The sequence below is a fragment of the Bradyrhizobium sp. AZCC 1610 genome (assembly GCF_036924515.1).
Taxonomy (GTDB): Bacteria; Pseudomonadota; Alphaproteobacteria; order Rhizobiales; family Xanthobacteraceae; genus Bradyrhizobium.
Genome location: NZ_JAZHRR010000001.1, coordinates 2,118,205 through 2,143,144, shown reverse-complemented (window position 1 = coordinate 2,143,144; position 24,940 = coordinate 2,118,205). Strand labels below are relative to the sequence as shown.

The following is a 24,940-nucleotide window of genomic DNA, read 5'->3' as shown; positions in this document are numbered from 1 at the left end:
GAACGATGCGCTGCGTCCTGGTTAGCAAGAGCCTCGATCTTCGCGGCTATCTCGGCCCGCAATTCATGCGCGCCGCCGACCGTATCGAAATCATCAGCCATCCGCACGAGGGTCCGGCAACGGACGTCCGGCTGGCGGTGGCCTGGCATCCTCCGGATGACGCATTCGAACGCTATCCCAATCTGCAGGCGGTCTGCTCGATCGGCGCCGGTGTCGACAATATTCTGGCGTGCCCCAGCCTTCGCCCCGAAGTCGACGTGATCCGTGTCGTCGACCCTGCGCAGGCGCAGATGATGTCGGGCTTCGTTGCCTGGCACGTGATTGGGCATCAGCGGCGCCTTGCGACGTATCAGGCGCAGCAGCGCGAGGAACGCTGGCAGCGTCTTGGCCTGCGCCGGGCGCAGGACGTGCCGGTCGGCATTCTAGGCTTTGGCGAGATCGGCCGTAGGGTCGCCGCCGATCTCGCTTTGCTTGGTTTCCCCGTCTTGGCGTGGAGCCGAACCGCAAAGCCTGCGCCGCAAGGCATCCGCGGCTTCGATGGCGCTGCAGGCCTCGATGCCATGCTCGGCCAGACCGAGGTTCTCGTGAACCTGCTGCCGCTGACGCCGGAGACAAAGGGTATCCTCAACCGCAAGACGTTCGCCCGAATGTATCGTGGCGGCTACCTGATCCAGGTCGGCCGCGGCGAGCATCTGGTCGAAGCCGACTTGCTTACGGCGCTGGAGAGCGGCCAGCTTGCCGGCGCAGCACTCGACGTGTTCTCGGCCGAACCATTGGCGCCGCGGCATCCGTTCTGGCGACATCCCCGCATTGTCGTCACGCCGCACGATGCCAGCGAAGTGAGCGTGGGAGCCATCGGAGCGACGTTTCGCGCGACGGCGGAAGCGATACGCGCCGGCCGGCGCCCACCTCACTCCATCGACCGCGAACGCGGCTACTGAGCGACGCCAATGGATACTCTAGTGCCGGCCTCGTCTGCTGCGACGATTGCCGCTCACCCGATCAACACCCTGCGCGCCGCATCCGCCATCCCGGAAGCGCTGGTCCAACGACTGGCGGCCGAGCACTACGGCCTGATATCAGCCGTGCACCGGCTCGACAGCGAGCGCGATCAAAACTTTCGGCTGCGCGCGCTGAGTGGCCGTGAATATGTCCTGAAGATCGCCAACCCTGCGGAAGACCGCGCGGTGACCAACTTGCAGACGGAGGCCCTGCTCCACCTCGCGGCCGCAGACCCCGGCCTGCCGGTCCCGCGCATCTTTCCGGCGCGCAACGGCATGACGGAGCTTGATGTTGCGTTCGATGACGGCTCGAGCCGGGTTGTGCGCCTGTTGTCGTATCTCGCGGGAACCCCGATGCATGCGGTCGCAGGGTCGACGGCGCTGCGGCATGATCTCGGCCGATGCGCCGCAAGGCTCGCGCGCGGTCTTTCCGATTTCAGCCATGGCGCCGCCAGTCACAAATTGCTCTGGGATCTTCAGCACGCCGCCGAACTGCGGCCGCTGATCGACGCCGTCCCGGGCGAGCGGCGCGGTCTGGTTGAGGATGTTCTCGGCGGCTTCGAAAGCCACGCCCTGCCGATACTGCCGCAGTTGCCGAACCAGCCCGTCCATAACGACCTGAACCCGCATAACGTTGTCGTCGACCCCGAAACCCATGCCGGCGTTGCCGGGATCATCGATTTCGGCGATCTCACCTGCACAGCGCGGGTCAACGACCTTGCGATCGCGGCAGCGTATCAGGTGGCCGATGACGAAGATCCGCTTGCGCCGGCCTGCGAGATGATCGCGGCCTATCATGCCGTGCTGCCGCTCGAGGCGGCCGAATTCAGCGTGCTGTTCGACCTGATCGCGACGCGCATGGCCATGACGGTCGTGATCAGCAGTTGGCGAGCCGCCCGTTATCCTGCTAACCGGAACTACATTCTGCGCAACAATGCCGCGGCCTGGGCGCGGCTGCGGCGCATGGCGACGCTGTCGCGAGACCAGGTCGCCTTTCAGATCCAACGCGCATGCGATGTGGAGTAGAGAGATGTCCGCCGCCGATGAGGCCATTTCGACACAAGACATGATCGCGCGGCGAAGCCGGCTGCTCGGGCCGGCGTACCGGCTGTTCTACGACCAGCCGGTCCAGTTTGTGCGTGGTGAAGGCGTCTGGCTCTACGACGCCGCCGGTCATCGCTACCTGGACGCCTACAACAATGTTGCATCCGTCGGGCACTGCCACCCGCACGTCGTGCGGGCGATTGCGCGGCAGGCCGCCGTGCTCAACACCCATACGCGCTACCTGCACGAGACCGTGCTCGACTTCGCGGAAAAATTGCTCGCGACGTTTCCGCCCGGGATCGGTCACGTCATGTTCACCTGCACCGGCAGCGAGGCCAACGATCTCGCTTTGCGCGTCGCGCGGACCTGCACCGGTGGCACCGGCTTCATCGTCACGGCAAACGCCTATCACGGCGTCACCAGCGCGCTGGCCGAACTATCTCCCTCGCTCGGACTTCCGCTTCCGGAAGCAAGTCACGTGCGGCTGGTGTCGGCGCCGGGTTCGGCCGCAAACGCCGGTGAAGTCTTTGCCGGTCACGTCAGCGACGCATTGGTCGACATGAAGAGGAGCGGCATCCGTCCGGCGGCGCTTCTGGTCGATACCATTTTTTCCAGCGACGGCGTGTTCGCCGATCCGCCCGGCTTTCTGCGCCCCGCAGTCGAAGCCGTGAGGGCGGCCGGCGCGCTGTTCATCGCCGACGAAGTGCAGCCCGGCTTCGGCCGCTGCGGCGGAGGGATGTGGGGCTTTGCCCGCCACGGCCTCGTGCCCGATCTCGTCACCATGGGCAAACCGATGGGAAACGGACATCCGGTCGCAGGGATGGCGGCACGGCCAGAGCTACTGGCGGAGTTTGGCCGGCGATCGCGCTATTTCAACACCTTCGGCGGCAACCCGGTTTCGGCTGCCGCCGGGATTGCGGTGCTCGACGTGATCGAGTCCGAGCGGCTGATGGAGAACGCGCAACGTACCGGCGCCTATCTGATCAAGCTGCTCATCGAGCTGCAGGCGCGGCACGCGTTGATTGCCGAAGTGCGTGGAGCCGGCCTGTTCGTCGGCGTCGAGCTGCGGCACGGCGGACCGGCAGGCGCGCCTGCCACAGCGGAGACCGCGCGGATCGTGAACTTGCTGCGTGAACGGCGCGTGCTGATCAGTTCGGCCGGACCGCACGCCAACGTCCTCAAGATCCGTCCGCCGCTGGTGTTTGGCACTGAACATGCCGACCTGCTCGTCGAGGCGCTCGATCAGGCGCTGGCGGAAGTATAAGGTAGTGTCGGAGAAGTAAGGACGCGACTTAAGCGCCGGCGGCCGGCAGGCTGGCGGCGGCGATGGCGACGATCTGGGCCAGCCGGCGTCCGATCCGGGACGGGGCGTTGCGCAGAAATGAACGAACCTGTCGCATCTGACATCTTCCATGGGCGCCGATGGAACAAGGGCGCACACGGAAAATGGTCTCAAGCCGCCAACTAGTCGAGATCCCGGGGAAAATAGCAATGCACGCTACGTCCAGGCGTCCTTCGGCAGTGAAATTATTGCCCCGATCGACCTGCCGGCGGATGAAATCTTCTCCCGGATTTGGGCTCATAACCCGGTGATCCGGCATTCTTGCACCACTCCGGTTTATGCAGGCTGCGGCGCATCGAGAAACCGCCGTAGCGACGCCAGGACCACGTCGAGCCGGTCATGATGGAGCCAATGTCCGGCGCCCGCGATCTTCTGCAGTTCAGCTTGCTTGAAATGCGCGAGCAGTCCCGCGGCCTCGGGATCGGGCAGAAAGCTTTCGTCGCCCCACATCAACAGGGTGGGACAGGCAATGCGCGACCACAAGGCGGCATAGTCATCCACCGACAGCCGATACGGCGCCCTCGCCCGCTGATAATGATCGAACTTCCAGCGATAGAGGCCGTCAGCGCCCTTCCGAACGCCGTGCCGGGCCAGATGAAGCGTCAGCGCCGGTGTCAGCCGCTTGTTGCGCGCCGACAATCGCTTCGCCGCCTCATCGATCGTGCGGAACGCGCTCGGTTGATACTCCGAGATACGGTCGAGCTGGTCGATCCAGCGCGACATCTGCTCGGCGATCGGCGCAGGCTGCGAGCCCGACAGGAAAGCGCCATCCAGCACGACGAGGCGCGATACCCTCTCCGGATAGGAGCCGGCATAGGCCAACGCGACCATACCGCCCATCGAGTGGCCGACAATCGCCGCGTCCTGCAGCGCCGCAAAACGCATCAGCCGGGTGAGGTCATAGACATTGTCGGTCAGGCTGTAGCTGCTTCCTTTCGCCCATTCGGAATCGCCGTGCCCGCGCAGATCCGGGGCGATGATATGGAAATGCGGCTGCAATTCCCGCGCGATCGCATCCCAGTTGCGGCAATGGTCGAGTCCGCCATGGACCAGGATCAGGGGCGGCGCGGTTTCGTTGCCCCAGTCGACATAGTGCAACCGCAGCCCCTGGGATTCATAAAAGCGGTCTGCCGGTTCGGCCATCGTGGGATCGTCTCTCGCGGAGGTGATGGCCTATTTCGGCGCAAATCCGAACGCGCGCTCGAAGCGCTTCACGTAGTCGGGCCACACCTCGGGATTGACGACGCGCGGCGGGCGCTTGCCGTCGAGCGCATCGAGAATCTGTTCGGCAGCGATCCTGCCCATGTTCACCCGCGCTTCCTTTGTCACACCCGCCGTGTGCGGGCTGGCCAGCACATTGTCGAACTGCAGCAGCGGATGTTCCGGCGGCGGCGGCTCCTTGTCCCAGACGTCGAGGCCGGCGCCCGCAATCCGCTTGTCGCGCAACGCCTCGTACAGCGCTTCCTCATCGTGAATGAAGCCGCGCGCGGTGGTGATGAAAAATGCGTGCGGCTGCATCAGCGCGAACTCGCGGGCGCCGATCATGCGGCGATTGTCCTTGGTCAGGGGGCATGAGATCGAGACAAAATCCGAGCGGCGCATCAGATCGTGAAGCTCAACCTTTTCGCCGCCGCGGGCGGCGATTTCTTCCGCGGTCAGATAAGGATCGTAGGCAATCACCTTCATATGCAGCAGGCCGTTGCAGAGCTCTGCGATACGGCGGCCGACATTACCGATGCCGACGATGCCGATGGTCTTGCCCTGCGCTTCGTTGCCGATCAGCGCGTTGCGATTGACATTGGCCTGGCGGCGCAGCGCGCGGTCGGATTCGAGGATGCGCTTGGACAGCGTCAGCATCATCCCCAACGCATGCTCGGCGACAGAATTGGCGTTGCCGCCGGATTGATTGACGACGAGCACGCCCGCCGCCGTGCAGGCATCGACATCTACGGGATCGAAGCCCGCGCCGTTCGAAGACACGATCAGGAGGTTCGGCGCCCGCCTCAGCAAATCCTTGTCGACATGGAAATGCCTGGCGATTTCGTCGCGGGCCGCTCCGACCTGATAGGCATGCGCCGCCGCCAGAATCGGCGCTGCGACCGCGTCGGGACTTTCGTTTTCCAGCCGGTCGAGCCTCACATCCGGGCGGGCTTTGAGGATATCGATATAGATCTCGTGGGCGAGATATTTGACGTAGAACACGCGCTTGTTGTTGACGGTCATTTTCCTTGACAACTTTCAGTTCGAAGAGCGTAGGGCTTGACTGGTTTGGCGGGAGGGCCGCTGGCGGCCATGGTCAGGTAACAGGTCTTAGCGGAAGTGCCCGCGGCGCAGCGGCCGCGGCAAGCGCCGCCGCGTTGGCAGCATTTCGGATATATCCAGCCATTGCCCCTCCCGGTATCTTTTCTTGCTTATCTCATATCGTCGCATACCCGATGTAGCGGCGCGCGGCGCAGAGCAGGATACGATCGGAACATGTTGACAATCTCGCCGACGGCGTCAAGTTTCGCCGCTCCAAGAATGAAAGCCGACGAATAATCGGCGCGGATGAGGGAGATCAAAATGGCGGTTGCGGAGGAAAAAACCTCGCCCGAAACATCTGAGAAGAGCTGGCACGGCATCGTGCTGCAAACCCTCAAGCGCAACGATATCCGCCTGGTCCCCTACGTGCCCGATCGCGTCCTGACGACGCTGATCAAGAACCTGCACGCCGACCCCTTTTTCACGACCTTCCCCACCGCGCGCGAGGAGGAAGCGGTCGGCATCATTTCAGGCGCCTGGATGGGCGGCATGCGCGGCGCGGTGCTGATGCAGACTTCGGGATTTGCCACGCTCGCGAACGTGCTGGCGTCGCTGGCGATCCCCTATCAGATCCCGCTGATCATGTTCGTCTCTGAGCGCGGCACGCTCGGCGAATTCAACTATGGCCAGTCGCTGGTCTGCCGCACCATGCGCCCGGTGCTGGATTCGCTCGCCATGGAGCACCACACCGCCACACGGCTCGATGAGTTCGAATTCATCGTCGACCGCTCCATCAAGCAGGCCATCACGACCCAGGCGCCGGTGGCGCTGATCCTCTCGCCGCTTTTGACCGGCGGCAAAGTCTTCGACAAGTGAGCGATCTCATGAACAGCGCCAAAGACACCCCGGCCCGCAACACCAAGGTCATGAACCGCTTCGATCTCACCTCGCGGCTGATTGCGAAGCTGAAGCACGAGGAAGCCGTGATCGGCGGCATCGGCAATACCAATTTCGACCTGTGGGCCGCCGGCCACCGGCCACAGAATTTCTACATGCTCGGCAGCATGGGCCTCGCCTTTCCGATCGCACTTGGCGTGGCGCTGGCGCAGCCGGACCGGCGGATATTTGCGCTCGAAGGCGACGGCTCGCTGTTGATGCAGCTGGGTTCGCTGACGACGATTGCGACGCTGGCGCCGAAGAACCTCACCATGGTGGTGATGGACAACGGCATCTATCAGATCACCGGCGCGCAACCGACACCGGGGGCCGCCGTCGCCGACATCGTCGCCATCGCTGTCGCGAGCGGGCTCACCAACAGCAGTTGGGCGGCGGACGAGGACGATTTCGAGCGCCTGATCGAAGCGTCCTTGTCGGCCGCAGGCCCGAGGCTGATCGGCGTGCGCATCGACGACAAGCCGGGCACAGGCACCACCCGCCGCGACCCCGTACAAATCCGGGAGCGCTTCATGCACGGTATGGGCGTACGGGAGCCGCTCTGAAGGGCAGTTAACCACAGGCATCGCCGGTTCGCGCGCATGGGGGTATCCAGCACATAAATCGTGCTATGCCACCGCGATGACGATCACCCTTCGACTATTCGCCTGGGGCCTTGCCGCCGCCATCGCCTTTGCGACGCTCGGACCGGCGGAACAGCGGCCACACTCAACCTTGGGACAGAATGGCGAGCACGCGCTCGCCTTTGTGCTGCTGGGATTGGCATTCGGACTGGCCCACACGCGCAACCGGTTGCAGACGGCGGCCTGTGTCATCGCCTTCACTGGCCTGATCGAAATGCTGCAGTTCCTGGCGCCGGGCCGGCACGCACGGATGGAGGACTTTGTGGTCGACGCGCTGGCGGCATCCCTCGGCCTTGCCGCTGCTGCGGCTTTCGACTGGACGATCAGGCGAACCCAGCGATCGCTGCCCTAACGCAACAAAAATCCCCGCGGGACGAAGGCCCGCGAGGACTTGCCTGCCTGGATGGTGCGTTCGTTAGTCGAGTATCCGGACGACCCTGCGGGTGCGCGGCTCCACGATCACACGGCGATCATTGATGACGGCATAGCGGTATTCAGTGTGCCGCGGCACTGTGCGCAGTGCGACGGCCGGCGGCAGCGGCTCGCCCACCACCACCTCTTCACGAACCACGACAGAACGATCGCGCGGAATCGAATTGATCACGGCGTTCGGGATTTCCACGGCTGCGCCGACCGCGGCACCCACGGTGCCGCCGACGATTGCGCCGACCGGGCCACCCACTTCGCCGCCTGCGGCGGCACCGTCCGCCGCGCCTCTGGCGGTGGTCGACTGGGCAAATGCCGCGCCCGGCACCAGCAGCGCGGCAGCGATCAGAGAAACGGCCAAACGATTATTCATCGCATCCTCCAGTAAATTGACGATGCGTCTCAACCGCTGGAAGCGTGACAAGGTTCCGGTTCCAATGCGGCAGCAAAAAGGACCGCGCCGAAATTTCGACGCGGTTCCAGTCACAGGCGAGTTCCGGTCTTGGAGATTCAGATTCAGCCTTTTGCGACCTGGTGGTTCGCCATCATTTCCAGCGCGCGGACCATTCCCGAGTGGTCCCACGCCTTGCCGCCATGGGCGGCACAGGAACTGAACAATTGCTGGGCGACCGCTGTGCTCGGCAAGGAGATGCCCAGCGCACGCGCGCCCTCCAATGCCAGGTTGAGATCCTTCTGGTGCAACTCAATTCTGAAGCCCGGTTCGAAGTTGCGCTTCACCATGCGCTCGCCATGCACTTCGAGAATTCGCGACGATGCAAAGCCGCCCATCAGCGCCTGCCGCACCAGCGCCGGATCCGCTCCGGCCTTCGACGCGAACAGCAGCGCCTCGCCGACCGCCTCGATCGTCAGCGCCACGATGATCTGGTTGGCTACCTTGGTGGTCTGTCCGTCGCCATTGGCGCCAACCAACGTGACGTTCTTGCCCATCTTGTCGAACACCGGCTTCATGGTGTTGAACGCGCGCTCCGGCCCGCCGACCATGATGGTTAGGCTCGCCGCCTTGGCGCCGACCTCGCCGCCCGAAACCGGCGCATCGAGATAATCGGCGCCGAGTGCCTCTACTTTCTTTGCAAACTCTTTGGTGGCGAGCGGCGAGATCGAGCTCATGTCGACGACGATCTGCCCCTTCGACAGCCCGGCCGCGACGCCATCCTGCCCGAACAACACCGCTTCCACATGCGGCGTATCCGGCACCATGATGATGACAACGTTCGCCTTCTCGGCGACCTCCTTGCTCGATTTGCAGACCACGCCGCCGGCAGCGACCAGCTCCGCTGCAATCGGCGCGACATCGTGCAGGAACAGGCGATGCCCGGCGGCCTGAAGATGGCCGGCCATCGGGCGCCCCATTGTGCCGAGGCCGATGAAGCCGATATCGATCATTTCAAACTCCCCTTTGTCTTTTCTTGCTTCTTGTTCAAGTATCGGCCGTCAGCGCGGCGTGCCAACCGAGGCCTTCGACCGTCGTCGTCCTCGGCTTGTATTCGCACCCGATCCAGCCGCGATAACCAATAGCGTCGAGATGGCGAAACAGGAAGGGATAGTTGATCTCGCCCGTACCCGGCTCATTGCGGCCGGGATTGTCGGCAAGCTGGACATGGGCGATGCGCGGCAGATGTTTTTGCAAGGTGCGCGCAATGTCGCCCTCCATCACCTGCATATGGTAGATGTCGTATTGCACGAACAAATTGCTCGAACGCACGTCCGCAATGATCTGAAGCGCCTGCTCGGTCCGGTTCAGAAAGAAGCCCGGGATGTCGATCGTGTTGATCGGTTCGATCAGAAGCTTGATCCCCTCCCTGCCAAGTGCCTCCGCCGCGAAGCGCAGATTGCCTACCAATACCTCGTTGAGATCGGTGGTATCAGCGCCGTCAGGCATGATGCCGACGAGGCAGTTGAGCTGACGGCAATCGAGCGCCTTGGCGTAGTCGATGGCGCGCGCGACGCCATCGCGGAATTCGTCGACCCGGTCAGGCAAAATGGCGATGCCCCGCTCACCCGCCCCCCAGTTGCCCGCGGGAAGATTGTGCAGCACCTGGGTCAGGCCGTGCTGGTGCAATTGCTCGCGCAGTTCGGCTTTGTCGAAATCATAGGGGAACAGATATTCCACCCCGCTGAAGCCGGCGGCCTTGGCGGCGGCGAAGCGATCGAGGAACGGCTGCTCGCCGAACAGCATGGTGAGATTGGCGGCAAATTTCGGCACGATCTACTCTCCTCGATTTATGCCGGCAGCAGCTTGCCGGATTGCGGTGCGCTCGGCCTTGCCGGCGTGGCGTCCAGCGGCAGGTCGAGCACCTCCTCGAATTCGACGATGTTGTCGATCTCGGTGCCCATCGAGATGTTGGTCACTCGCTCGAGAATGAACTCGACGACAACAGGCACCTGGAATTCGGCCATCCATTCGCGCGCAGTCGCGAACGCCGCCTGCGCATGGTTCGGATCGGTGACGCGGATCGCCTTGCAGCCCAGTCCCTCGGCGACCGCGACGTGATCCACGCCGTAGACCCCGAGCTCGGGCGCGTTGATGTTCTCGAAGGAAAGCTGGACCTGGTAGTCCATGTCGAAGCCGCGCTGCGCCTGGCGGATCAGTCCGAGATAGGAGTTGTTCACGACGACGTGGATGTAAGGCAGCTTGAATTGGGCGCCGACCGCGAGCTCCTCGATCAGGAACTGGAAATCATAATCGCCCGACAGCGCGACGATCTCGCGGCTCGGGTCGGCCGCGCGCACGCCGAGCGCCGCCGGCAGTGTCCAGCCGAGCGGACCGGCCTGCCCCGCATTGATCCAGTTGCGCGGGTGATAGACGCCGAGGAACTGCGCGCCGGCGATCTGCGACAGTCCGATCACGCTGACATAGCAGGTGTCGCGTCCGAATGTCTTGTTCATCTCCTCGTAAACGCGCTGCGGCTTGATCGGCATGTCGTCGAAATGGCTCTTGCGCAGCATCGAGCGCTTGCGGTCCTGGCACGCCGCCGGCCACGCCTGCCGCTCCCTCAGCTTGCCGGCCTTCCGCCACTCCCTGGCGACCGTGACGAACAGTTCGAGAGCCGCCTTGGCGTCGGACACGATGCCGAAATCGGGATTGAAGACGCGCCCGATCTGCGTCGGTTCGATATCGACGTGCACAAACGTCCGCCCCTTGGTGTAGGTCTCGATCGAACCGGTGTGCCGGTTGGCCCAGCGGTTGCCGATCCCGAGCACGAAGTCGGATTGCAGCATGGTCGCGTTGCCGTAGCGGTGGCTGGTCTGCAGTCCGACCATGCCGGCCATCAGCACATGATCGTCGGGAATGGCGCCCCACCCCATCAGCGTCGGCACCACCGGAACGTTGACGGTTTCGGCGAACGCCACCAGCAAGTCCGACGCATCGGCATTGATGACGCCGCCGCCCGCCACGATCAGCGGACGCTCGGCGGCATTGAGCATTTCGAGTGCTTTCTCGATCTGCTTGCGCGTGGCGGCCGGCTTGTAGACCGAGAGCGGCTCATAGGTCTCGTCGTCGAATTCGATTTCGGCAAGCTGCACGTCGAGCGGCAGGTCGATCAGCACGGGTCCGGGACGCCCGGAACGCATGATGTGAAACGCCTGGCTGAATACGCGCGGCACCAGCGCCGGTTCGCGCACGGTCACCGCCCATTTCGTCACGGGTTTTGCGATGGATTCGATATCGATGGCCTGAAAGTCCTCCTTGTAGAGCCGCGCGCGCGGCGCCTGGCCGGTAATGCAGAGGATCGGGATCGAATCCGCGATCGCCGAATAAAGCCCCGTGATCATGTCGGTGCCGGCCGGACCTGATGTGCCGATGCAGACGCCGATATTGCCGGCCTTGGCGCGGGTATAGCCCTCGGCCATGTGCGAAGCGCCCTCGACATGGCGCGCCAGGATGTGGCCGATCGAGCCGCGCTTCTTCAGCGCGGAGTACAACGGATTGATCGCCGCGCCCGGCACGCCAAAGGCGATGGTCACGCCCTCCTTCTCCAGGATCCGCACAGCCGCATCGATCGCCCGCATCTTCGCCATGTCGCGCCTCGCTCAACTCTGTTCGCTCTGGCTGCGATCTTCGCGGCGGCGACGTGCGATCTCAACGCGGCTGATTTTATTTCCCGCGGAGTGGAAGGGATTGACGAAAGACACGATAAATCAATTGGTTGACGCCATCACGGGATGGAAACACGCCACACATCAGAGATATCGCTGCACAGACAAGCTAACTGCTTTGCTAGGCGACAATACATGCTAACGTTGCATCAGGGTCGGCTGAAGAAATTGCGAATGTCTTGGTTGGGAAGTCGTGGATTGGTCCGTTCCCCTGTATCGCGCAACCGGCGAAACTCAACTAAGGCAGGCGGTGGAGATGTTCGCCGTCGTCAATGCAGCCAACCTGTTGCCGATCTATCCCCTCGATGGCGGACTGATCCTCAACGCGCTCATTGGCTCGGTGAGCCGGAAGTCGGCACTGATCGCAGGCTGGATCGGGGTACTGGTTGGCCTCGGCCTCGCTATATATCTGCAATCTTTTCTGATCGGGATCCCGTTTCTGCTGTTTGCACTGCAGCGCTATCTCAGTGGTGGCCAAACCGTCGAACTCGAACGGCTGTCGGTCGGCGGCGGATTAGCCCTTGCCCTCGCTTCGATCGCAGCCTTCGTGCTGTATGTCGTTGTCATCACATTGGCGGGTCCAGTCGTCCGCATCTGATGCGTCACGGCGCGGCGAAATGGATTGCGTCGCCGAATCTGTCATCGGGTTGCATTCGCCCGACCCCGCTGGCTCGTAATAACGCATGCGCGTCGGAACTCAGTCCAGATTCTTTCGTTTCATGCGCATTTGCATATCAAACTTGAGATCATACTTCTTGCCGTCCGCGCAGACGGCGTCATCGACCTCAAACTGCTGGTCGTCTTCATCCATCTCGAGCTTGCCGCCTAAACATCCCTCCGCCTGGACCGCAGCGACAAGCTTTGCGCGCTCGTCTTCAGTGACCGCGCGATCGGCGAGCGCAGGAAGCACCGATAGGATCAGTATCGCAGTCGATGTGATCAATCGCATGGTTGTCCTCCTGTGGGACCGCATCGCGCCAACCAGCTCGCAGGGTAACCGGCCTCACGGCAGACGTGTCGACCAAGCCCGCCTCCATGCCGTCTGTACCGCGAACCGGAACGCACGCGAACTGAATGCCCGCAACTGGAAATTGTTCCGCAATTTCAGCTAATTCGCTGGCCCATTGCCCAATCACTGGGAAGCCGTAACCGTGCAGCTTGAACGGTTCGAGCAGGCGTCTTCCTGATCGCGGCAGCGAGCTGCGGATTGGTGAGTAAGGCCGCCTCATAGCGTTCCGGAAGCCGCTATTGCACAAGGGTTTCAACTGCCCATACACTGCACTTGCGTCACCGATAATAAAGAGGCGTGCCATGACCGATGTCCCAATGAACGCTGGCACTCTATCAAGCGGTGCTGAACCCAGCCTTCGTAGGGTCATGGGGCCCTGGCTGCTCTTGCTGTTCATCGTCGGCGATATTCTCGGCACCGGAATCTACGCGCTCACGGGCCAGGTGGCGAAGCAAGTCGGCGGCATTGTATGGCTGCCTTTTGTGGTTGCGTTTGTGGTCGCCCTCGTGACCGCGTTCAGCTATCTCGAGCTGGTCACGAAATATCCGAAAGCCGCGGGCGCGGCTCTCTACACCCACAAAGCTTTTGGCATCCATTTTGTCACGTTCATCGTTGCATTTGCGGTGATGTGCTCAGGTATCACCTCGGCATCGACTGCATCCCGGGCTTTCGCCGCGAACATGTCGAATGCGATGGGGCTCAATCTGTCGGGCTTTGCCATTACGGTCACTGGTCTCGTTTTCATGGCAATCGTTGCTGCGGTCAATTTCCGCGGCGTCGGCGAAAGTGTGAAGGCTAACGTCGTCCTCACCTGTGTGGAGCTGACGGGGCTGTTGATTATTATCGTAATCGGCCTTTGGGCGATCGGGTTGGGCCAAGGCGATGTCTCGCGAATCATTCAGTTTCGTTCGACCGCGGACGGCAGCATGTTCTGGCCGGTGATTGCCGCGACCACGCTCGCATTCTTTGCCATGGTAGGCTTCGAGGATTCGGTCAATATGGCCGAGGAATGCAAGGATCCAAGCCGTCACTTTCCAAGGGTCTTGCTTACCGGCCTTGTGATTACAGGTCTCATCTATGTTCTTGTCTCGATCTCGGCAATCACGCTGGTGGCGCCGGAGCAATTGGCCGAAGGCGAGACACCGCTTCTGAAGGTGGTCCAACAAGGCGCGCCAAATTTTCCACTTTGGATCTTTGGATTCATCACCATGTTTGCCGTGGCCAATAGCGCTCTCATCAATATGCTGATGGCGAGCCGCCTTGTGTATGGCATGAGCCGCGAGCATGTGCTTCCGGCACCGCTTGGCAAAGTACACGAGACGCGGCGGACGCCTTATGTCGCCATTGGCTTCACGACGTTGCTGGCATTTGCCCTGATCACGTTTGTCGGTGAGGTGCCGGCGCTCGGAGGCACCACCGCGCTTCTCCTGTTATGCGTTTTCACGGTGGTGAATGTCGCGGTCCTGGTGCTTCGGCGCGATCGTGTGGATCACCAGCATTTCCGCACGCCAACTATTCTGCCGATCCTGGGGGCTGTGTTTTGCGCTTTCCTCACGGGTCCCTGGACCGGCCGAGCCATTGTTCAGTACCACGTCGCCGGTGTCCTGCTCGCGGTGGGCGTCGTTCTTTGGCTCGTAACAATCATGGTCAACCGGATGACCGGGGTGAAGCCAGCGGAGCCAGATACTGAACATTTAGGTCATGGCGGGCCCGTCAACTAGGCGACGCGCCAGCGAAGCTGCCGACGCACGTCCGGCTCAGTTCAGCCGCAGTTCGGTGATGTGCCGCGGATCTGGACTCAACTCGCCACGCTCCACCCGCTTGACGATATCCGTCAGCGCGGCATTTGCGGCGCAGGAAATGCCGACCTTCTCGCCCTCGCGTACCACCAAACCGTTGAGGAATTCGATCTCGGTGCGCCGGCCTTTCTGCATGTCCTGCCCCATCGAGGGACGCTGCTGGGACGATGTGCGCTTGGCATCCTTGAAACGCTGCTCGTCGCAGACGCGCATCGCGGCCGCGTCGCCTTCGCCGGCGCGCGCGATCGTCTCCGGCGGCAGATGCAGGATCTCCTCCAGTTGATAGCCCTGCGCCTGTCCGACGCGGATCGCTTCGCTCCCTAGCCGCGTGGAAAAACGGCGCAGCGGCTCGCTTTGCAGGATTTCCCCGCCAGGCAGGCCGGTGCAGGCGGAGAGCCCGTTGCCCATGACATTGGCGACCAGTTTCGACCAGCGCTCGCCCCAGAGATTGTCCGTCACTTTAGCGCTGTCGGAGTAGCCGACCAGGCGGCAGACCTCTTCCGCCCGCGGCGTGATGCGGCCGTGCACTTCGCCCGCGCGGAATACGGTATGCGCCGCCCCGCCCTTGCCGGCGCCGCGGTGGATGTGGCCGGCCTCCGGCAGGTTCACCGTGATGCTGCTGGCAATGCAGCCCAGCGTCTTGCCCCAGCCGACAATGCCGGCAATCGTCTCCTCGTTCATGCAGTTCTGCAGCGACACGACATAGCCGTCCGCCGCCAAATATTGCTGGATCAGCATGGTGGCCCAGGCCGTGTCGTAGGACTTCATGCAGACGAAGGCGATCTCGACCGGCTTCTCCTTGGCGAGCTGCTGCGCGTCCGTGACGTGGAGCGCGCGCACCGGAACCTGGAATTCCGAGATGTCCATGGCGTGCGTGACGCGCAGCCCGTGCTTCCTCATGTGCTCGACATGCTCGGGCCAGGGATCGATGAACGTGACATCCTCGCCCGCCTGCACCATATGGGCACCGGCATACCCGCCGACGGCGCCCGCTCCGACGATCGCGATCTTTCGGCCCATGCTTCCCCCCGACATTTTCTTAGCGGCAGACGACGCAACCGCGTCCGCTCATCCGTTGCAGGACAGTCTAGCGGATCGAGAGGCCCTGCCAACCGTCCGCCACCAAAAGCGGTCATTCCCAAGAGGTGAGCTTCTGACCAAATTCGGACTGGGTTCAGGTAAGTAGCGACCTGCAATCGAGATCATCGACGGCAAGCATGATGCGTTCAAGACCATTCCACCAGATCACGGCGGGGATATTGTTCACAGCTTGCCACACGGGCGTCGTAATTTGCCAAAGCACCGACAATCGATAATCGGCTTCGAGCACATGTCGATCGTAGCCCTGGACCCCGTGAGCAACCAGCGTCTCGTGGTATTCGTCGAGAAGTGAACGTTCCATCGCTTGTCGACGGTCAGGATACCAGTGCATCGCGATCATGTAGGCAAGGTCCCGCGATGCGACATCGAGGCGCCAGCTGTCCCAGTCGAACAGTCGAGCATCGTCGGACTGATGGTCTCGCGGCAAAAACGTATTCCAAACATGCGCGTCGCCTTGGGTGATCGTAAAGTTTCGATGGGAGTGATAGCGCTGAAGCAGACGAGGTGCAGAGCCGAGCAATTGTTCATAGAGCCGGCGCCGCTCGCGTGACAGTAGGTCACCCGCGCGATCAGCAAAACGTTGGAAGTCGTTCGCGACAAGCTGCATCTGCCGATCCATGGCCTCGGGATCGAGCCACGTCCCTACGGAGACACCGAGTCGCGGGCTGTCCCACCAAGAAGCATGGAGGCGAGCGTGCGCTCGAACGATTGCTCCACATTGCTGCCTTGTGGGCGGCAGCGGCCACTGCGTCGGAACGGCGTGGGTTTCTGTGAGGTCCTCAAGGAGGAGATGCCACGCGCTCGTCTCTGCATCGCGATACGCCTCGAAACAGCGAGGCACTATGTTGGTCACCATCAGTGGCGCAATCTGATCATAAAACGCGACCTCCTGACGGCCGGCATGCAGCGCATCTCCGACGCGATCAGGGTGACAAGTCTTGAAGATGAGGGAGTGTGGGGCGTCGTCGGTCGGTACACTGTACATCAAGCGTACCCGAATAATTCGAGAGAGGATGGTATCGCGGGAGCTTTCGACCGTGACATCGCTGACGTGAGCCTCGCCAAGCACGCCAGTTCGGCGGAGTGCCGCGGTGAGACGCTCAGCCTGGATCGCTTCTGGAATCGGTTGCGTCATCGCGCTCTCCCAAATTCGGCGAAGCTAACCCTTTTTCGGTCATCTGCGCAACTATCGGTTGAGCACGTTCGCCGTGATCGGCAGTAGTCGGTAAGGATGACCGCTAGTGGATGTCAGCGTGACCGCTCAATGTCCGTCCATGTGAAGGTTTTCGGATGCCGGCCCCATGAAGGTGGCGCCGCGGACTCCGGGGCCGGCGTCCGCAAACCTTCACAAAAGCGGGCCCGTGCCATGCGCTTAATCATGGATGGCTTGTGGCCGCGCTCGTTGCGGTCTGGGCTGAGACAGCCTTCGGTTACTCAGCCCGCAGGTTTTCGAGCGGTTCGCGTCTTCGGCGGTGATCCGGCCGGCGGCTTGATCCGAATTCGCATGGCTCCGCCCTTGGGCTCGATCTCGAAAGAATTTGTCTTTCGCACGAGGTCGCTCAGCTTGCGGGAGCCGAAGGTCCTCGAATCGAAATCGGGGGCCAGGTTGGTAATCCGTTTTCCGACCTCCCCAAGATCGACCCACCCGTCTTCGCTTTCCATCTGGGCGATGACCTTCTTGATGATGGAGGTGGCTTCATCAGGGGATTGCAGCGGCTGCGACTTCGAGGCGGCATCCTGAATGTTGGCCGTGCCGCCAAGCAGGTTCTCGGTATAGAAGAATCTTCGGCAGGCCTGCCTGAAGCTTTCCGGCGTCTTCTGCGCGCCGAACCCGAACACATCGACGCCGTGCTCCCGGATGCGGGCGGCAAGTCGCGTAAAATCGCTGTCGGAAGATACCAGACAGAATCCGTCGAACCGACCGCTGTGAAGCAGGTCCATCGCGTCAATGACGAGGGTTATGTCGGACGCATTCTTTCCGGTCGTATAGGCGAACTGCTGCTGGGGTATGATGGCATGTTTCGACAGAATGTCGGACCAGCCCTTGGATCGGGCATTGGAGAAGTCGCCGTAGATACGGCGAACGCTGGCCTCCCCGATCTTGGCAATCTCCTCGAACAACCCGTCCGCAATCTTTGCGGACGCATTGTCGGCATCGATCAGAACAGCGAGACGGGGCGAGCGAGTTTCAGAAGGCATGACTTTTCCCCAATCGTTGAATCGGAGGACATCGTCCCTCGAAGCCGCGCCGTGGGCAGCGATGGATGGATATAGCGATGTCGGGGCTCTCGCCGCCAGAGCTAATTTCCCTTGGCGGGCAATGACGGACCGCAAACTATGCGAAGAAGGCGGTCGTTCGCTCAACCAGCCAGTAGGCCGCCACGACGCCTATGGCGTAGCCGACCGTCACATCGAGCCGGTCAAGTGCGCGCTGTAAGGGCGCAGGTTCCAATAGTCGGGACGCTGTGTAGCGCAATAGCGAAATTGCCGACAAGACTGCGGCGACAAAGATAAGCTGCCCGACCTCCACCCCAATATTGAAAAACAGCAGCGCAACGGGGATCGCATGTTGAGGTAATCCGACCTCCGCCAGCGCCCCGGCGAAGCCGAAACCGTGCAAAAGTCCAAAGCTGAAGGCGACCAGCCACGGCATACGCGTCGTCAGACTCGGCTTTCCGCGGCGCGCATTTAGAATCTCGACCGAAACAAGCACAATGCTAAGCGCTATGGTTGCTTCAACAGGCGGACCGGGCACGTTCACGAAACCGAGCGTCGCCGCGGCAAGCGTAATGCTGTGCGCGATGGTGAATGCCGTCACTGTAAGGGCGACGCGGGCCCAGCCTCGAACGAGGATCACCAGCGCCAGCACAAACAGCAGGTGATCGAAGCCGAACAGAATGTGTTCGACGCCAAGGCGCAGATAAGTTGCAGCCACCTCGCCCGCGCCTGGCGTGGCCTGAACAATGAACGTCGTCTTCGTCGGGGAAAGCCGCTCGGTCTGTACTGCGCCGGCAAGGCTTTCGATCCGAACCAGTACATCAGTCGATGTGGCCGACAGGCCCTCAATGGATACGGCCTGCCCTGCGAGCCCTCCATCCCGCCGAATGCTGCGGCGTTCGACATAGGCCCCCTCGCTAAATGACGCCCGCGGCGGCGCTACATCTTGAGTGCCCTCGGGCAGTTTGACGTAGATCGCGAGCCGCAAGTCCTCCCCCCGCGCGGGAATCTTGAAAAGCAGATTATAGGCGTCGGGGCTGGTCTGGCGCACCTCAAGATAGCCCGGCCGCAGTTCATCCGAGATCGCCGGCTGCGCCAGCAGCACCGTCAGAACAGCAAAGAGAAAACGGAAGCGATTCATCGGCTGGCGGCCTCCGCCGCTTTTTCCCGAGGCGCCTCCACCACGATTTCGTAACGCCCCCGCAACGAGGCATAACGCTTCTGTTCCGCCTCAAGGCGTCGCGTGTTCGCCCACTCCCGGCGGACGGCTGGCCGGATATCATCGAGCGGTGGCAGGCCGCCCGGCACTCGTTCGCTGATAAAGACGAAATGCTGCCCAAAGCCCGAAGCAACCGGTCCCTGCCAGCGGCCCTCTTCCATAGCGAGTATCCGCTTGGCAAACCTTTCACCAAATTGGTTCATTACCTTCGTTGCCGAGACGCCACGAAACTCCTCGCCAAGCAGGAAGGGATCGCCGAGTGCCGTCGCATCTACAGCTGCGTCGGCGCCAGCCAGGATGCTCGCAACCTGCTTGCTATCGCTGTCGATGGTATTTTGGCGTCGCGTAGCACTCAGGAAGACGTGACGGAATGTGAGATGGTCGTCGGCTCTGAAGCGCTCTGGATTGGACGCGAGATAGGCCGCAAGCTGCTCATCATTCGGCTCTGGTACGGACATGTCCTCGGCGAGAAATTCCATCTTCTGCCGCACGCGGCGGCGAATGACGGCGTCGTCGCGGTCCAGTCCGGCCGCCCTGCCCTCGCGATAGAAGACCTCGTCGCGGATGTAGTCTTCAATCAGGCCCTGCAGTTCCTGCTCGCTCGGCGGCCGTCGCCACGTCCGCGCGAATCCGTCCCCGAGATTGGCGATCCGCGAGGCGGAAACCACGATCTTCTCGGGCGCCTCCGCGCTTTGCTTGCCGACCAAGCCGTGGAGCCCGAACAGCATCGCGCCAAGCGCGAGAAACTGGAGTAATGGCTCTCTCAGCAGCCGAGAAATCAAGGCGTGTACCATATCGGCGAAGTATAAGCGCGTTCGGTGGTCGTCATCGCGGCTTCAGCCGGCATTTTGATACCGAAGTATTTTGCGTCATAGGCCGTCCAGCGCGGCGTCGGAATTTCGATCACGCGCACATAGTAGAAGGCGCGCAGCGCCGGATCGAAGTCGGGATCCTTCCAGACCGTGATCATCTCGCCCGCGCCGATCGTGTTGGTCCATGTCGCGTTGGCGACATCGACCGTGTTGCCGACGGCTGTTCTGCTGCGGCCGTCGGCATCGATCTTGCGGCCTCCGGATACCGCGACGTCGTAAATTCGCTCTTGCGTCTGGCCGTCCTTTCCGACCCAGCCCTTGATGACCTGGATCCGGTCCAGGTTTGCGCCGATCGGATCCTTCAAGGCGGCGACAAGGAATGAAGGCGACTTTCCGTTTGGCGCGTTGTTCAAATCTCCGCGCCGGTTTTTTCCTCAACCATCGCCATCCACTTCCAGAGGTCGCGAGGATTTGGGCTGCCCAACGGCGGCAGCGTGGTGAAAGGTTCGATGAGACTCGCCTTGGCTCCGTTGTCGCGCCAAATGATATTTCGATGAAGGTTGTTGCCGCCAGCGTTCGAGGTCCACTCATAGCCGATGAAAGCAGTGAAGCGGCCGGGTTCATTGGCTTCTTCCGCCGCCTTGATCGTTTCGCGCCAGGCGCTGCGATAGGCCGGCGTCCCCGGCGTCGGGAAGCCCTTGGGCATTTGCCCCTTGCCGAAGCTGGTAATGATATCGATGGCGGCCTGCGCGCCCTTGCCGGAATTGATCTCGTCGTACCACTTCCGGCCCTGCGGCGTCGCCAGCAGGCCGGGATCGCCCCCGATCAGTTGCGGGAAAAAGCCCATGCCGTCCGAATGGTCCGTCACCACCATGAAATCCAGCGGACGCGAAAGTTTCGCGCGTTGTCCGCTGGATGCGATAACTTCCTCGCCCTTGCCAAAGCGATACGCGTCCTTTGGGCCGAGCCGAGCACCGAACGCACCAGCGTCCATTGAGAACGATGTGTGCGTGTGCGTGTCGCCGAAGTAGGGCCGTGTCGGGAAATTGCGCCCCGCATACGGCGAGTAAGACGGCTTGGTGGGGAACGCCTTATCGGCGCTCTCCCTGTCGAGCGTGCCGATATCCGTGGTTGCATCTTCTGCCGCGACCGTCGTGGCAAACACGCTTGCGGCACAAACGAAAGCCAGCGCGGCTCCGGAGATGGAGAACAAACGGAACAGCATCAGCCCCCCACGATCTCGGTGAGTTATCTCGTCAGGGACATCCGATCGGTGCATCATCTGGTCAAAGCTGTCGGAGTCAGTGATGCCCTCAACAAATTTTCACCTAACGCGATGGTAGGCTTTCTCCAAACCGCTTGGAAGCCCACAATGCCAAATCAGTTAGGGCAGTCACGCTGCCGCTTATTCGCTGCGGCGATTCCCTCCCAGGTTAGTTTGTCGTATTTTGCATAGCCCTCCGCGCGCATGGACTGTAGCTTCGGCGAAGGTGCGAAGTTCTGCACCGTCGGGATTTGCGGATGCAGGCCGCAAAAATGGAGGCCATCCATGAAACGGACGACGAGATATCTCGAAGGACGCCAAATGAAGCTTTCGATCACGTTGTCGGCGCTGCTGATAGCTGGGTTCATGGCCGCAAGTACCGAGCAGGCCAGTGCCGTAGTTTACTGCCAATACGTTTCGTATCCTGCCGGGTGCATCGTAAGGCCCGGCGTGGTGCTGCGGCCGCGGCCTGTCGCGCGAGCCGTGGTGGTGACCCCCGGCGTCGGCGCCGTAGGTGTCGGAGTCCGGCGTGGAACACCGATGAATCGTGGCGGTCCCGTCAATCGAGTCGGCAGGCGCTGACAGCGCTCACCATTCGAGTACAGCGAAGATCCGAGACCGACGCTCTTCATGTGAGCGATTTCGCCTCTGGCATCACGCCACCGAGCGCAACCGTCAGCTCCGCCGCGACGTCGCGCACGATTTTTCCGAGCTCGGGCACACGCTCCTCGGTGACGCGCGAGGTCATGCCGGAGACGGAAATCGCCGCCAGCGGCTCGCTGCAGTCGCTGTAGACGACGGCGGCGACGCAGCGCAGCCCCATGCGCGCCTCCTCATCGTCGACCGCATAGCCCTGGCGCCGGATCGCCTCGAGCTCCCGGAACAGCTCGCCCGGCCGCACGATCGACTTCTCCGTCAGGCGCGGCATGCCCTGGCGGCAGATGATCGCGTTGACGTCCGCATCGGAATAGGTGGCGAGCACGGCCTTGCCGACGCCGGAAGCGACCATGGCGACGCGGCCCCCGACCTTGGTCAGCGAGCGCATGATCTCGCGGCTTTCCATGCGGGTCAGGACGATGATGGATTCGTCGTCGACCACGGCGAGATTGGCGGTTTCGCGGGTAAGATCCCGCAGCTTGCGCAAATAAGGCATCGCCTGCGCCGTGAAGTTGCGGCGGCGGGTGAAGGTCGCACCGACCGCAAAGCTCTGCGCGCCGACATGCCATTTTGATTCGGTACGGTCGAACTGAACGAAGCGGCGCTTCTCCAGCGTCGCCAGCAGGCGGTGCACGGTCGAGGTCGACAACCCCGTGCGAACCGCGAGATCGGTCAGCCGATAGCCCTCGTCGTCTTCGGCCAGCACTTCGATGATGGAGAGCGCGCGGTCAACCGACTGGACGCCGCCATCCCTGGGATCGGAATCATTGTCGGCGCCGGATTTCGGCTCGACCGGTTTGCGCCGGATCACGTTTCGCTTCATCGCGACCTGCCTCTATCGGGTATCAGACCGTGAGCCGCTGAATTCCTGGCAATTTCGCTTCTTGTCGAGCGTCAAAAGAAAATGCCGCTTCGGCGAACCGAAGCGGCATCGATCGTCTAACTCAGAGCAGGCCCGCGCCGCGCGCCCACTTGTACTTGGCGCCCAGCACCTCGACCGGCAGTTCGGTCGAATAGGCATAGGCCGGGATGCCGTTCTGGTAGAGATACTCGGCGGCTTCCTCGACCTCGACGTCGCCGGCGAGCGAGGCAACGATCGGTTTGACGAAACCCTTGGCCTCCATCTCCTTCTTCACCTCGACCATGTTGCGGGCGAATACCATCGGCGGCGTCACGATGGTGTGCCAGTAGCCGAGGATCAGCGAATGGATCCGCTCGTCCGACAGGCCGAGCTTCACGGTGTTGACGTAGGTGATCGGCGGCTCGCCGCCGGTGATATCCACAGGATTTCCGGCCGCACCGAACGGCGGGATGAATTTGCGGAACGCGGCGTCAAGATCCGGCGGCATCGTCATCAGCGACAGGCCGTTATCCACAACCGAGTCCGAGAGCAGCACGCCCGAACCGCCCGCACCGGTGATGATCAGGATGTTCTCGCCCTTCGGCGTCGGCAGCACCGGCACGCCGCGGGCGAATTCGAGCAATTGCCGCAAGGACCGGGCACGGATCACGCCGGACTGAGCGAATACGTCTTCGTAGATCTTGTCATTGCCGGCGAGCGCGCCGGTATGCGACGAGGCAGCCTTCGCACCGGCCGATGTGCGGCCCGCCTTCAGCACCACCACCGGCTTCTTCTTGGAGACGCGCTTGGCGGCTTCCGCAAAGGCGCGGCCGTCCTTTAAGTCTTCGCAGTGCTGCGCGATGATCGCGGTGTTCGGATCCTGCTCGAAGAAGGCGAGCAGATCGTCCTCGTCGATGTCGGACTTGTTGCCGAGGCCGACGATCGCGGAGACGCCCATCTTGGCCGAGCGCGAGAAGCCGATGATCGCCATGCCGATGCCGCCGGACTGCGACGACAGCGCCGCCGAACCCTTGACGTCGTAGGCGGTGCAGAACGTGGCGCAGAGATTGGCGGGCGTATAATAGAAGCCGTAGATGTTCGGCCCCATCAGGCGGATGTTGTACTTCTTGCCGACTTCGACGATCTCGGCCTGCAATTCGGGGGCACCCGCTTCGGCAAAGCCCGACGGAATCAGAACCGCGCCTGGAATTTTCTTTTCGCCGCATTCGACCAGCGCGCCTGCAACGAACTTCGCGGGGATCGCGAACACCGCCGTGTCGATCACGCCGGGGACGTCCTTGACGCTCTTGTAAGCCTTGTAGCCCAGGATTTCTGCGGCCTTGGGATGGATCGGATAGATCTCGCCCTTGTAGCCGCCGTTGATCAGGTTCTTCATCACGGAGTTGCCGATCTTGCCGTCCTCGGCGGAGGCGCCGATCACGGCCACGCCCACCGGCTGCATGATGCGGTTCATTGCTGCGACGATTTCATCGGTCGGGCGCGGCGCCGGGCGCGGCTTGTAGTCGAAGTCGACGACGATGCGGACGTCGGCGGCAATCGCGTCCTTCTTGGTGGCGAACACCGGGTTGAGATCGAGTTCGACGATTTCGGGGAAATCGCTGACGAGCTGCGACACCTTGACGATGATGTCGGCCAGCGCATCGCGAGAGACCGGATCGCCGCCGCGCACGCCCTTGAGCATGTCATGGGCCTGGATGCCGTCGAGCATCGACAGGGCATCGTCCTTGGTGGCGGGCGCGAGGCGGAAGGTGATGTCCTTCAACACTTCGACCAGCACGCCGCCGAGGCCGAACGCCACCAGCTTGCCGAACGAGCCGTCGGTGATGGAGCCGACGATGACCTCGGTGCCGCCGGCCAGCATCTGCTGGACCTGGATGCCCTCGATCTTGGCGTCAGCCTTATACTTCCTGGCGTTGGCGAGGATGGTCTCGTAGGTCTTTTCCGCATCGGCCGCGGTTTTGACGCGCGACCACGACGCCGCCGGCTTCGGTCTTGTGGAGAATGTCCGGCGAGACGATTTTCATCACCACCGGGAAACCCATGGCGGACGCGAGCTTGGCGGCCTCGGCGGCGGACTTCGCCACGCCTTCCTGCGGAACCGGGATGCCGTAGGCGTCGCACACCAGTTTGCCTTCCGGCGCGGTCAGACTGGTGCGCTTCTCGGCTTTCACCATATCGAGCACCCGGCGGACAGCCTGGTGGGCGCTGGGCTCGGCGATCTTGCGGGCCGCATCTGCAGAATTTGACATA

At 62.4% G+C, this 24,940-nt stretch carries 23 protein-coding genes and 2 pseudogenes; 9 read left to right on the top strand and 16 right to left on the bottom strand.

Going from position 1 to position 24,940, the window contains the following annotated elements; translation table 11 throughout:
• Window positions 1-5: 5 nt before the first annotated feature.
• The 3 genes from V1279_RS10160 to V1279_RS10150 are packed head-to-tail and all read left to right on the top strand — an operon-like array spanning window position 6 to window position 3,309.
• Window positions 6-941, top strand: a complete 936-nt coding sequence (locus V1279_RS10160; RefSeq protein WP_334434909.1) for a 2-hydroxyacid dehydrogenase — start codon at window positions 6-8, stop codon at window positions 939-941.
• Between the two features lie 9 nt (window positions 942-950).
• Window positions 951-2,027, top strand: a complete 1,077-nt coding sequence (locus V1279_RS10155) for a phosphotransferase (protein WP_334434907.1) — start codon at window positions 951-953, stop codon at window positions 2,025-2,027.
• 4 nt (window positions 2,028-2,031) lie between these two features.
• Window positions 2,032-3,309, top strand: coding sequence for an aspartate aminotransferase family protein (locus V1279_RS10150; RefSeq protein ID WP_334434905.1), 1,278 nt, complete (start codon window positions 2,032-2,034; stop codon window positions 3,307-3,309).
• Between the two features lie 354 nt (window positions 3,310-3,663).
• Here V1279_RS10150 and V1279_RS10145 read toward each other — a convergent pair whose 3' ends face one another.
• Both V1279_RS10145 and V1279_RS10140 read right to left on the bottom strand, forming a co-directional pair.
• Window positions 3,664-4,530: an alpha/beta fold hydrolase gene (locus V1279_RS10145; RefSeq protein WP_334434902.1), complete on the bottom strand. Its 867-nt coding sequence runs from the start codon at window positions 4,528-4,530 to the stop codon at window positions 3,664-3,666.
• Window positions 4,531-4,560: 30 nt separating this feature from the next.
• Window positions 4,561-5,610, bottom strand: coding sequence for a hydroxyacid dehydrogenase (locus tag V1279_RS10140; protein WP_334434900.1), 1,050 nt, complete (start codon window positions 5,608-5,610; stop codon window positions 4,561-4,563).
• Window positions 5,611-5,949: 339 nt separating this feature from the next.
• On the opposite strand from V1279_RS10140, the gene V1279_RS10135 reads away from it, so the two are divergent.
• The 3 genes from V1279_RS10135 to V1279_RS10125 all read left to right on the top strand — a co-directional run bounded on the left by V1279_RS10135 (window position 5,950) and on the right by V1279_RS10125 (window position 7,557).
• The gene (locus tag V1279_RS10135) at window positions 5,950-6,504 is read left to right on the top strand and encodes a decarboxylase (RefSeq protein WP_334434898.1); all 555 of its coding nucleotides are present in this window, start codon (window positions 5,950-5,952) and stop codon (window positions 6,502-6,504) included.
• 8 nt (window positions 6,505-6,512) lie between these two features.
• Window positions 6,513-7,127, top strand: a complete 615-nt coding sequence (locus V1279_RS10130; protein ID WP_334434896.1) for a thiamine pyrophosphate-dependent enzyme — start codon at window positions 6,513-6,515, stop codon at window positions 7,125-7,127.
• A 76-nt stretch (window positions 7,128-7,203) separates the two neighbouring features.
• Window positions 7,204-7,557, top strand: coding sequence for a VanZ family protein (locus V1279_RS10125; protein WP_334434893.1), 354 nt, complete (start codon window positions 7,204-7,206; stop codon window positions 7,555-7,557).
• A 63-nt stretch (window positions 7,558-7,620) separates the two neighbouring features.
• Here V1279_RS10125 and V1279_RS10120 read toward each other — a convergent pair whose 3' ends face one another.
• The 4 genes from V1279_RS10120 to gcl all read right to left on the bottom strand — a co-directional run bounded on the left by V1279_RS10120 (window position 7,621) and on the right by gcl (window position 11,672).
• Complete coding sequence (locus tag V1279_RS10120; RefSeq protein WP_334446305.1) at window positions 7,621-8,004, bottom strand: DUF1236 domain-containing protein; 384 nt, start codon at window positions 8,002-8,004, stop codon at window positions 7,621-7,623.
• 143 nt (window positions 8,005-8,147) lie between these two features.
• The gene (locus V1279_RS10115; RefSeq protein ID WP_334434891.1) at window positions 8,148-9,035 is read right to left on the bottom strand and encodes a 2-hydroxy-3-oxopropionate reductase; all 888 of its coding nucleotides are present in this window, start codon (window positions 9,033-9,035) and stop codon (window positions 8,148-8,150) included.
• A 34-nt stretch (window positions 9,036-9,069) separates the two neighbouring features.
• Window positions 9,070-9,855, bottom strand: a complete 786-nt coding sequence (gene hyi / locus V1279_RS10110) for a hydroxypyruvate isomerase (protein WP_334434889.1) — start codon at window positions 9,853-9,855, stop codon at window positions 9,070-9,072.
• 17 nt (window positions 9,856-9,872) lie between these two features.
• The gene (gene gcl, locus V1279_RS10105; RefSeq protein ID WP_334434887.1) at window positions 9,873-11,672 is read right to left on the bottom strand and encodes a glyoxylate carboligase; all 1,800 of its coding nucleotides are present in this window, start codon (window positions 11,670-11,672) and stop codon (window positions 9,873-9,875) included.
• Window positions 11,673-12,006: 334 nt separating this feature from the next.
• On the opposite strand from gcl, the gene V1279_RS10100 reads away from it, so the two are divergent.
• Window positions 12,007-12,348: a hypothetical protein gene (locus V1279_RS10100; protein ID WP_334434884.1), complete on the top strand. Its 342-nt coding sequence runs from the start codon at window positions 12,007-12,009 to the stop codon at window positions 12,346-12,348.
• Between the two features lie 99 nt (window positions 12,349-12,447).
• Here V1279_RS10100 and V1279_RS10095 read toward each other — a convergent pair whose 3' ends face one another.
• Entirely contained in the window at window positions 12,448-12,699 is a 252-nt protein-coding gene (locus V1279_RS10095) for a PepSY domain-containing protein (protein WP_334434882.1), read from the bottom strand.
• A 362-nt stretch (window positions 12,700-13,061) separates the two neighbouring features.
• On the opposite strand from V1279_RS10095, the gene V1279_RS10090 reads away from it, so the two are divergent.
• The gene (locus tag V1279_RS10090; protein ID WP_334434880.1) at window positions 13,062-14,480 is read left to right on the top strand and encodes an APC family permease; all 1,419 of its coding nucleotides are present in this window, start codon (window positions 13,062-13,064) and stop codon (window positions 14,478-14,480) included.
• A 36-nt stretch (window positions 14,481-14,516) separates the two neighbouring features.
• Here the strand turns inward: V1279_RS10090 and V1279_RS10085 are convergent, their stop codons facing one another.
• From V1279_RS10085 to V1279_RS10055, 7 genes and pseudogenes are all read right to left on the bottom strand, one after another.
• Window positions 14,517-15,578, bottom strand: a complete 1,062-nt coding sequence (locus V1279_RS10085; RefSeq protein ID WP_334434878.1) for a ketopantoate reductase family protein — start codon at window positions 15,576-15,578, stop codon at window positions 14,517-14,519.
• A gap of 154 nt (window positions 15,579-15,732) precedes the next feature.
• Window positions 15,733-16,794: an aminoglycoside phosphotransferase gene (locus V1279_RS10080; RefSeq protein WP_334434876.1), complete on the bottom strand. Its 1,062-nt coding sequence runs from the start codon at window positions 16,792-16,794 to the stop codon at window positions 15,733-15,735.
• Between the two features lie 299 nt (window positions 16,795-17,093).
• Window positions 17,094-17,858, bottom strand: a complete 765-nt coding sequence (locus V1279_RS10075) for an NYN domain-containing protein (protein WP_334434874.1) — start codon at window positions 17,856-17,858, stop codon at window positions 17,094-17,096.
• A 136-nt stretch (window positions 17,859-17,994) separates the two neighbouring features.
• Window positions 17,995-19,017, bottom strand: coding sequence for a HupE/UreJ family protein (locus V1279_RS10070; protein WP_334434871.1), 1,023 nt, complete (start codon window positions 19,015-19,017; stop codon window positions 17,995-17,997).
• A complete protein-coding gene (locus tag V1279_RS10065; protein WP_334434868.1) occupies window positions 19,014-19,877 on the bottom strand; it encodes a peptidylprolyl isomerase in 864 nt (287 codons plus the stop codon). The genes V1279_RS10070 and V1279_RS10065 overlap by 4 nt, the downstream gene beginning before the upstream one ends.
• A pseudogene (locus V1279_RS10060) lies at window positions 19,874-21,132 on the bottom strand (DUF3604 domain-containing protein). Before V1279_RS10060 ends, V1279_RS10065 begins: the two are co-directional and overlap by 4 nt.
• Window positions 21,133-21,287: 155 nt before the next feature.
• Window positions 21,288-21,539, bottom strand: coding sequence for a hypothetical protein (locus tag V1279_RS10055; protein ID WP_334446768.1), 252 nt, complete (start codon window positions 21,537-21,539; stop codon window positions 21,288-21,290).
• On the opposite strand from V1279_RS10055, the gene V1279_RS10050 reads away from it, so the two are divergent.
• Complete coding sequence (locus tag V1279_RS10050; protein ID WP_334446304.1) at window positions 21,493-21,753, top strand: hypothetical protein; 261 nt, start codon at window positions 21,493-21,495, stop codon at window positions 21,751-21,753. The two genes, V1279_RS10055 and V1279_RS10050, sit on opposite strands and share 47 nt — an antisense overlap.
• Window positions 21,754-21,799: 46 nt before the next feature.
• Here V1279_RS10050 and V1279_RS10045 read toward each other — a convergent pair whose 3' ends face one another.
• Together V1279_RS10045 and V1279_RS10040 are read right to left on the bottom strand one after the other, a co-directional pair.
• The gene (locus V1279_RS10045; RefSeq protein WP_334434865.1) at window positions 21,800-22,651 is read right to left on the bottom strand and encodes an IclR family transcriptional regulator; all 852 of its coding nucleotides are present in this window, start codon (window positions 22,649-22,651) and stop codon (window positions 21,800-21,802) included.
• A gap of 121 nt (window positions 22,652-22,772) precedes the next feature.
• Window positions 22,773-24,939 (bottom strand): annotated as a pseudogene (locus V1279_RS10040) (acetate--CoA ligase family protein).
• Window position 24,940: the final 1 nt, after the last annotated feature.

Coding starts and splice junctions, on each gene's coding strand:
- V1279_RS10045 (WP_334434865.1), bottom strand. CDS start 22,651: ATGAAGCGAAACGTGATCCGGCGCAAACCGGTCGAGCCGAAATCCGGC.
- V1279_RS10135 (WP_334434898.1), top strand. CDS start 5,950: ATGGCGGTTGCGGAGGAAAAAACCTCGCCCGAAACATCTGAGAAGAGC.
- V1279_RS10125 (WP_334434893.1), top strand. CDS start 7,204: ATGACGATCACCCTTCGACTATTCGCCTGGGGCCTTGCCGCCGCCATC.
- V1279_RS10085 (WP_334434878.1), bottom strand. CDS start 15,578: ATGGGCCGAAAGATCGCGATCGTCGGAGCGGGCGCCGTCGGCGGGTAT.
- V1279_RS10140 (WP_334434900.1), bottom strand. CDS start 5,610: ATGACCGTCAACAACAAGCGCGTGTTCTACGTCAAATATCTCGCCCAC.
- V1279_RS10075 (WP_334434874.1), bottom strand. CDS start 17,858: ATGCCTTCTGAAACTCGCTCGCCCCGTCTCGCTGTTCTGATCGATGCC.
- V1279_RS10070 (WP_334434871.1), bottom strand. CDS start 19,017: ATGAATCGCTTCCGTTTTCTCTTTGCTGTTCTGACGGTGCTGCTGGCG.
- V1279_RS10130 (WP_334434896.1), top strand. CDS start 6,513: ATGAACAGCGCCAAAGACACCCCGGCCCGCAACACCAAGGTCATGAAC.
- V1279_RS10120 (WP_334446305.1), bottom strand. CDS start 8,004: ATGAATAATCGTTTGGCCGTTTCTCTGATCGCTGCCGCGCTGCTGGTG.
- V1279_RS10095 (WP_334434882.1), bottom strand. CDS start 12,699: ATGCGATTGATCACATCGACTGCGATACTGATCCTATCGGTGCTTCCT.
- V1279_RS10050 (WP_334446304.1), top strand. CDS start 21,493: ATGAAGCTTTCGATCACGTTGTCGGCGCTGCTGATAGCTGGGTTCATG.
- V1279_RS10155 (WP_334434907.1), top strand. CDS start 951: ATGGATACTCTAGTGCCGGCCTCGTCTGCTGCGACGATTGCCGCTCAC.
- gcl (WP_334434887.1), bottom strand. CDS start 11,672: ATGGCGAAGATGCGGGCGATCGATGCGGCTGTGCGGATCCTGGAGAAG.
- V1279_RS10150 (WP_334434905.1), top strand. CDS start 2,032: ATGTCCGCCGCCGATGAGGCCATTTCGACACAAGACATGATCGCGCGG.
- V1279_RS10080 (WP_334434876.1), bottom strand. CDS start 16,794: ATGACGCAACCGATTCCAGAAGCGATCCAGGCTGAGCGTCTCACCGCG.
- V1279_RS10145 (WP_334434902.1), bottom strand. CDS start 4,530: ATGGCCGAACCGGCAGACCGCTTTTATGAATCCCAGGGGCTGCGGTTG.
- V1279_RS10160 (WP_334434909.1), top strand. CDS start 6: ATGCGCTGCGTCCTGGTTAGCAAGAGCCTCGATCTTCGCGGCTATCTC.
- V1279_RS10100 (WP_334434884.1), top strand. CDS start 12,007: ATGTTCGCCGTCGTCAATGCAGCCAACCTGTTGCCGATCTATCCCCTC.
- V1279_RS10115 (WP_334434891.1), bottom strand. CDS start 9,035: ATGATCGATATCGGCTTCATCGGCCTCGGCACAATGGGGCGCCCGATG.
- V1279_RS10055 (WP_334446768.1), bottom strand. CDS start 21,539: ATGAACCCAGCTATCAGCAGCGCCGACAACGTGATCGAAAGCTTCATT.
- V1279_RS10090 (WP_334434880.1), top strand. CDS start 13,062: ATGACCGATGTCCCAATGAACGCTGGCACTCTATCAAGCGGTGCTGAA.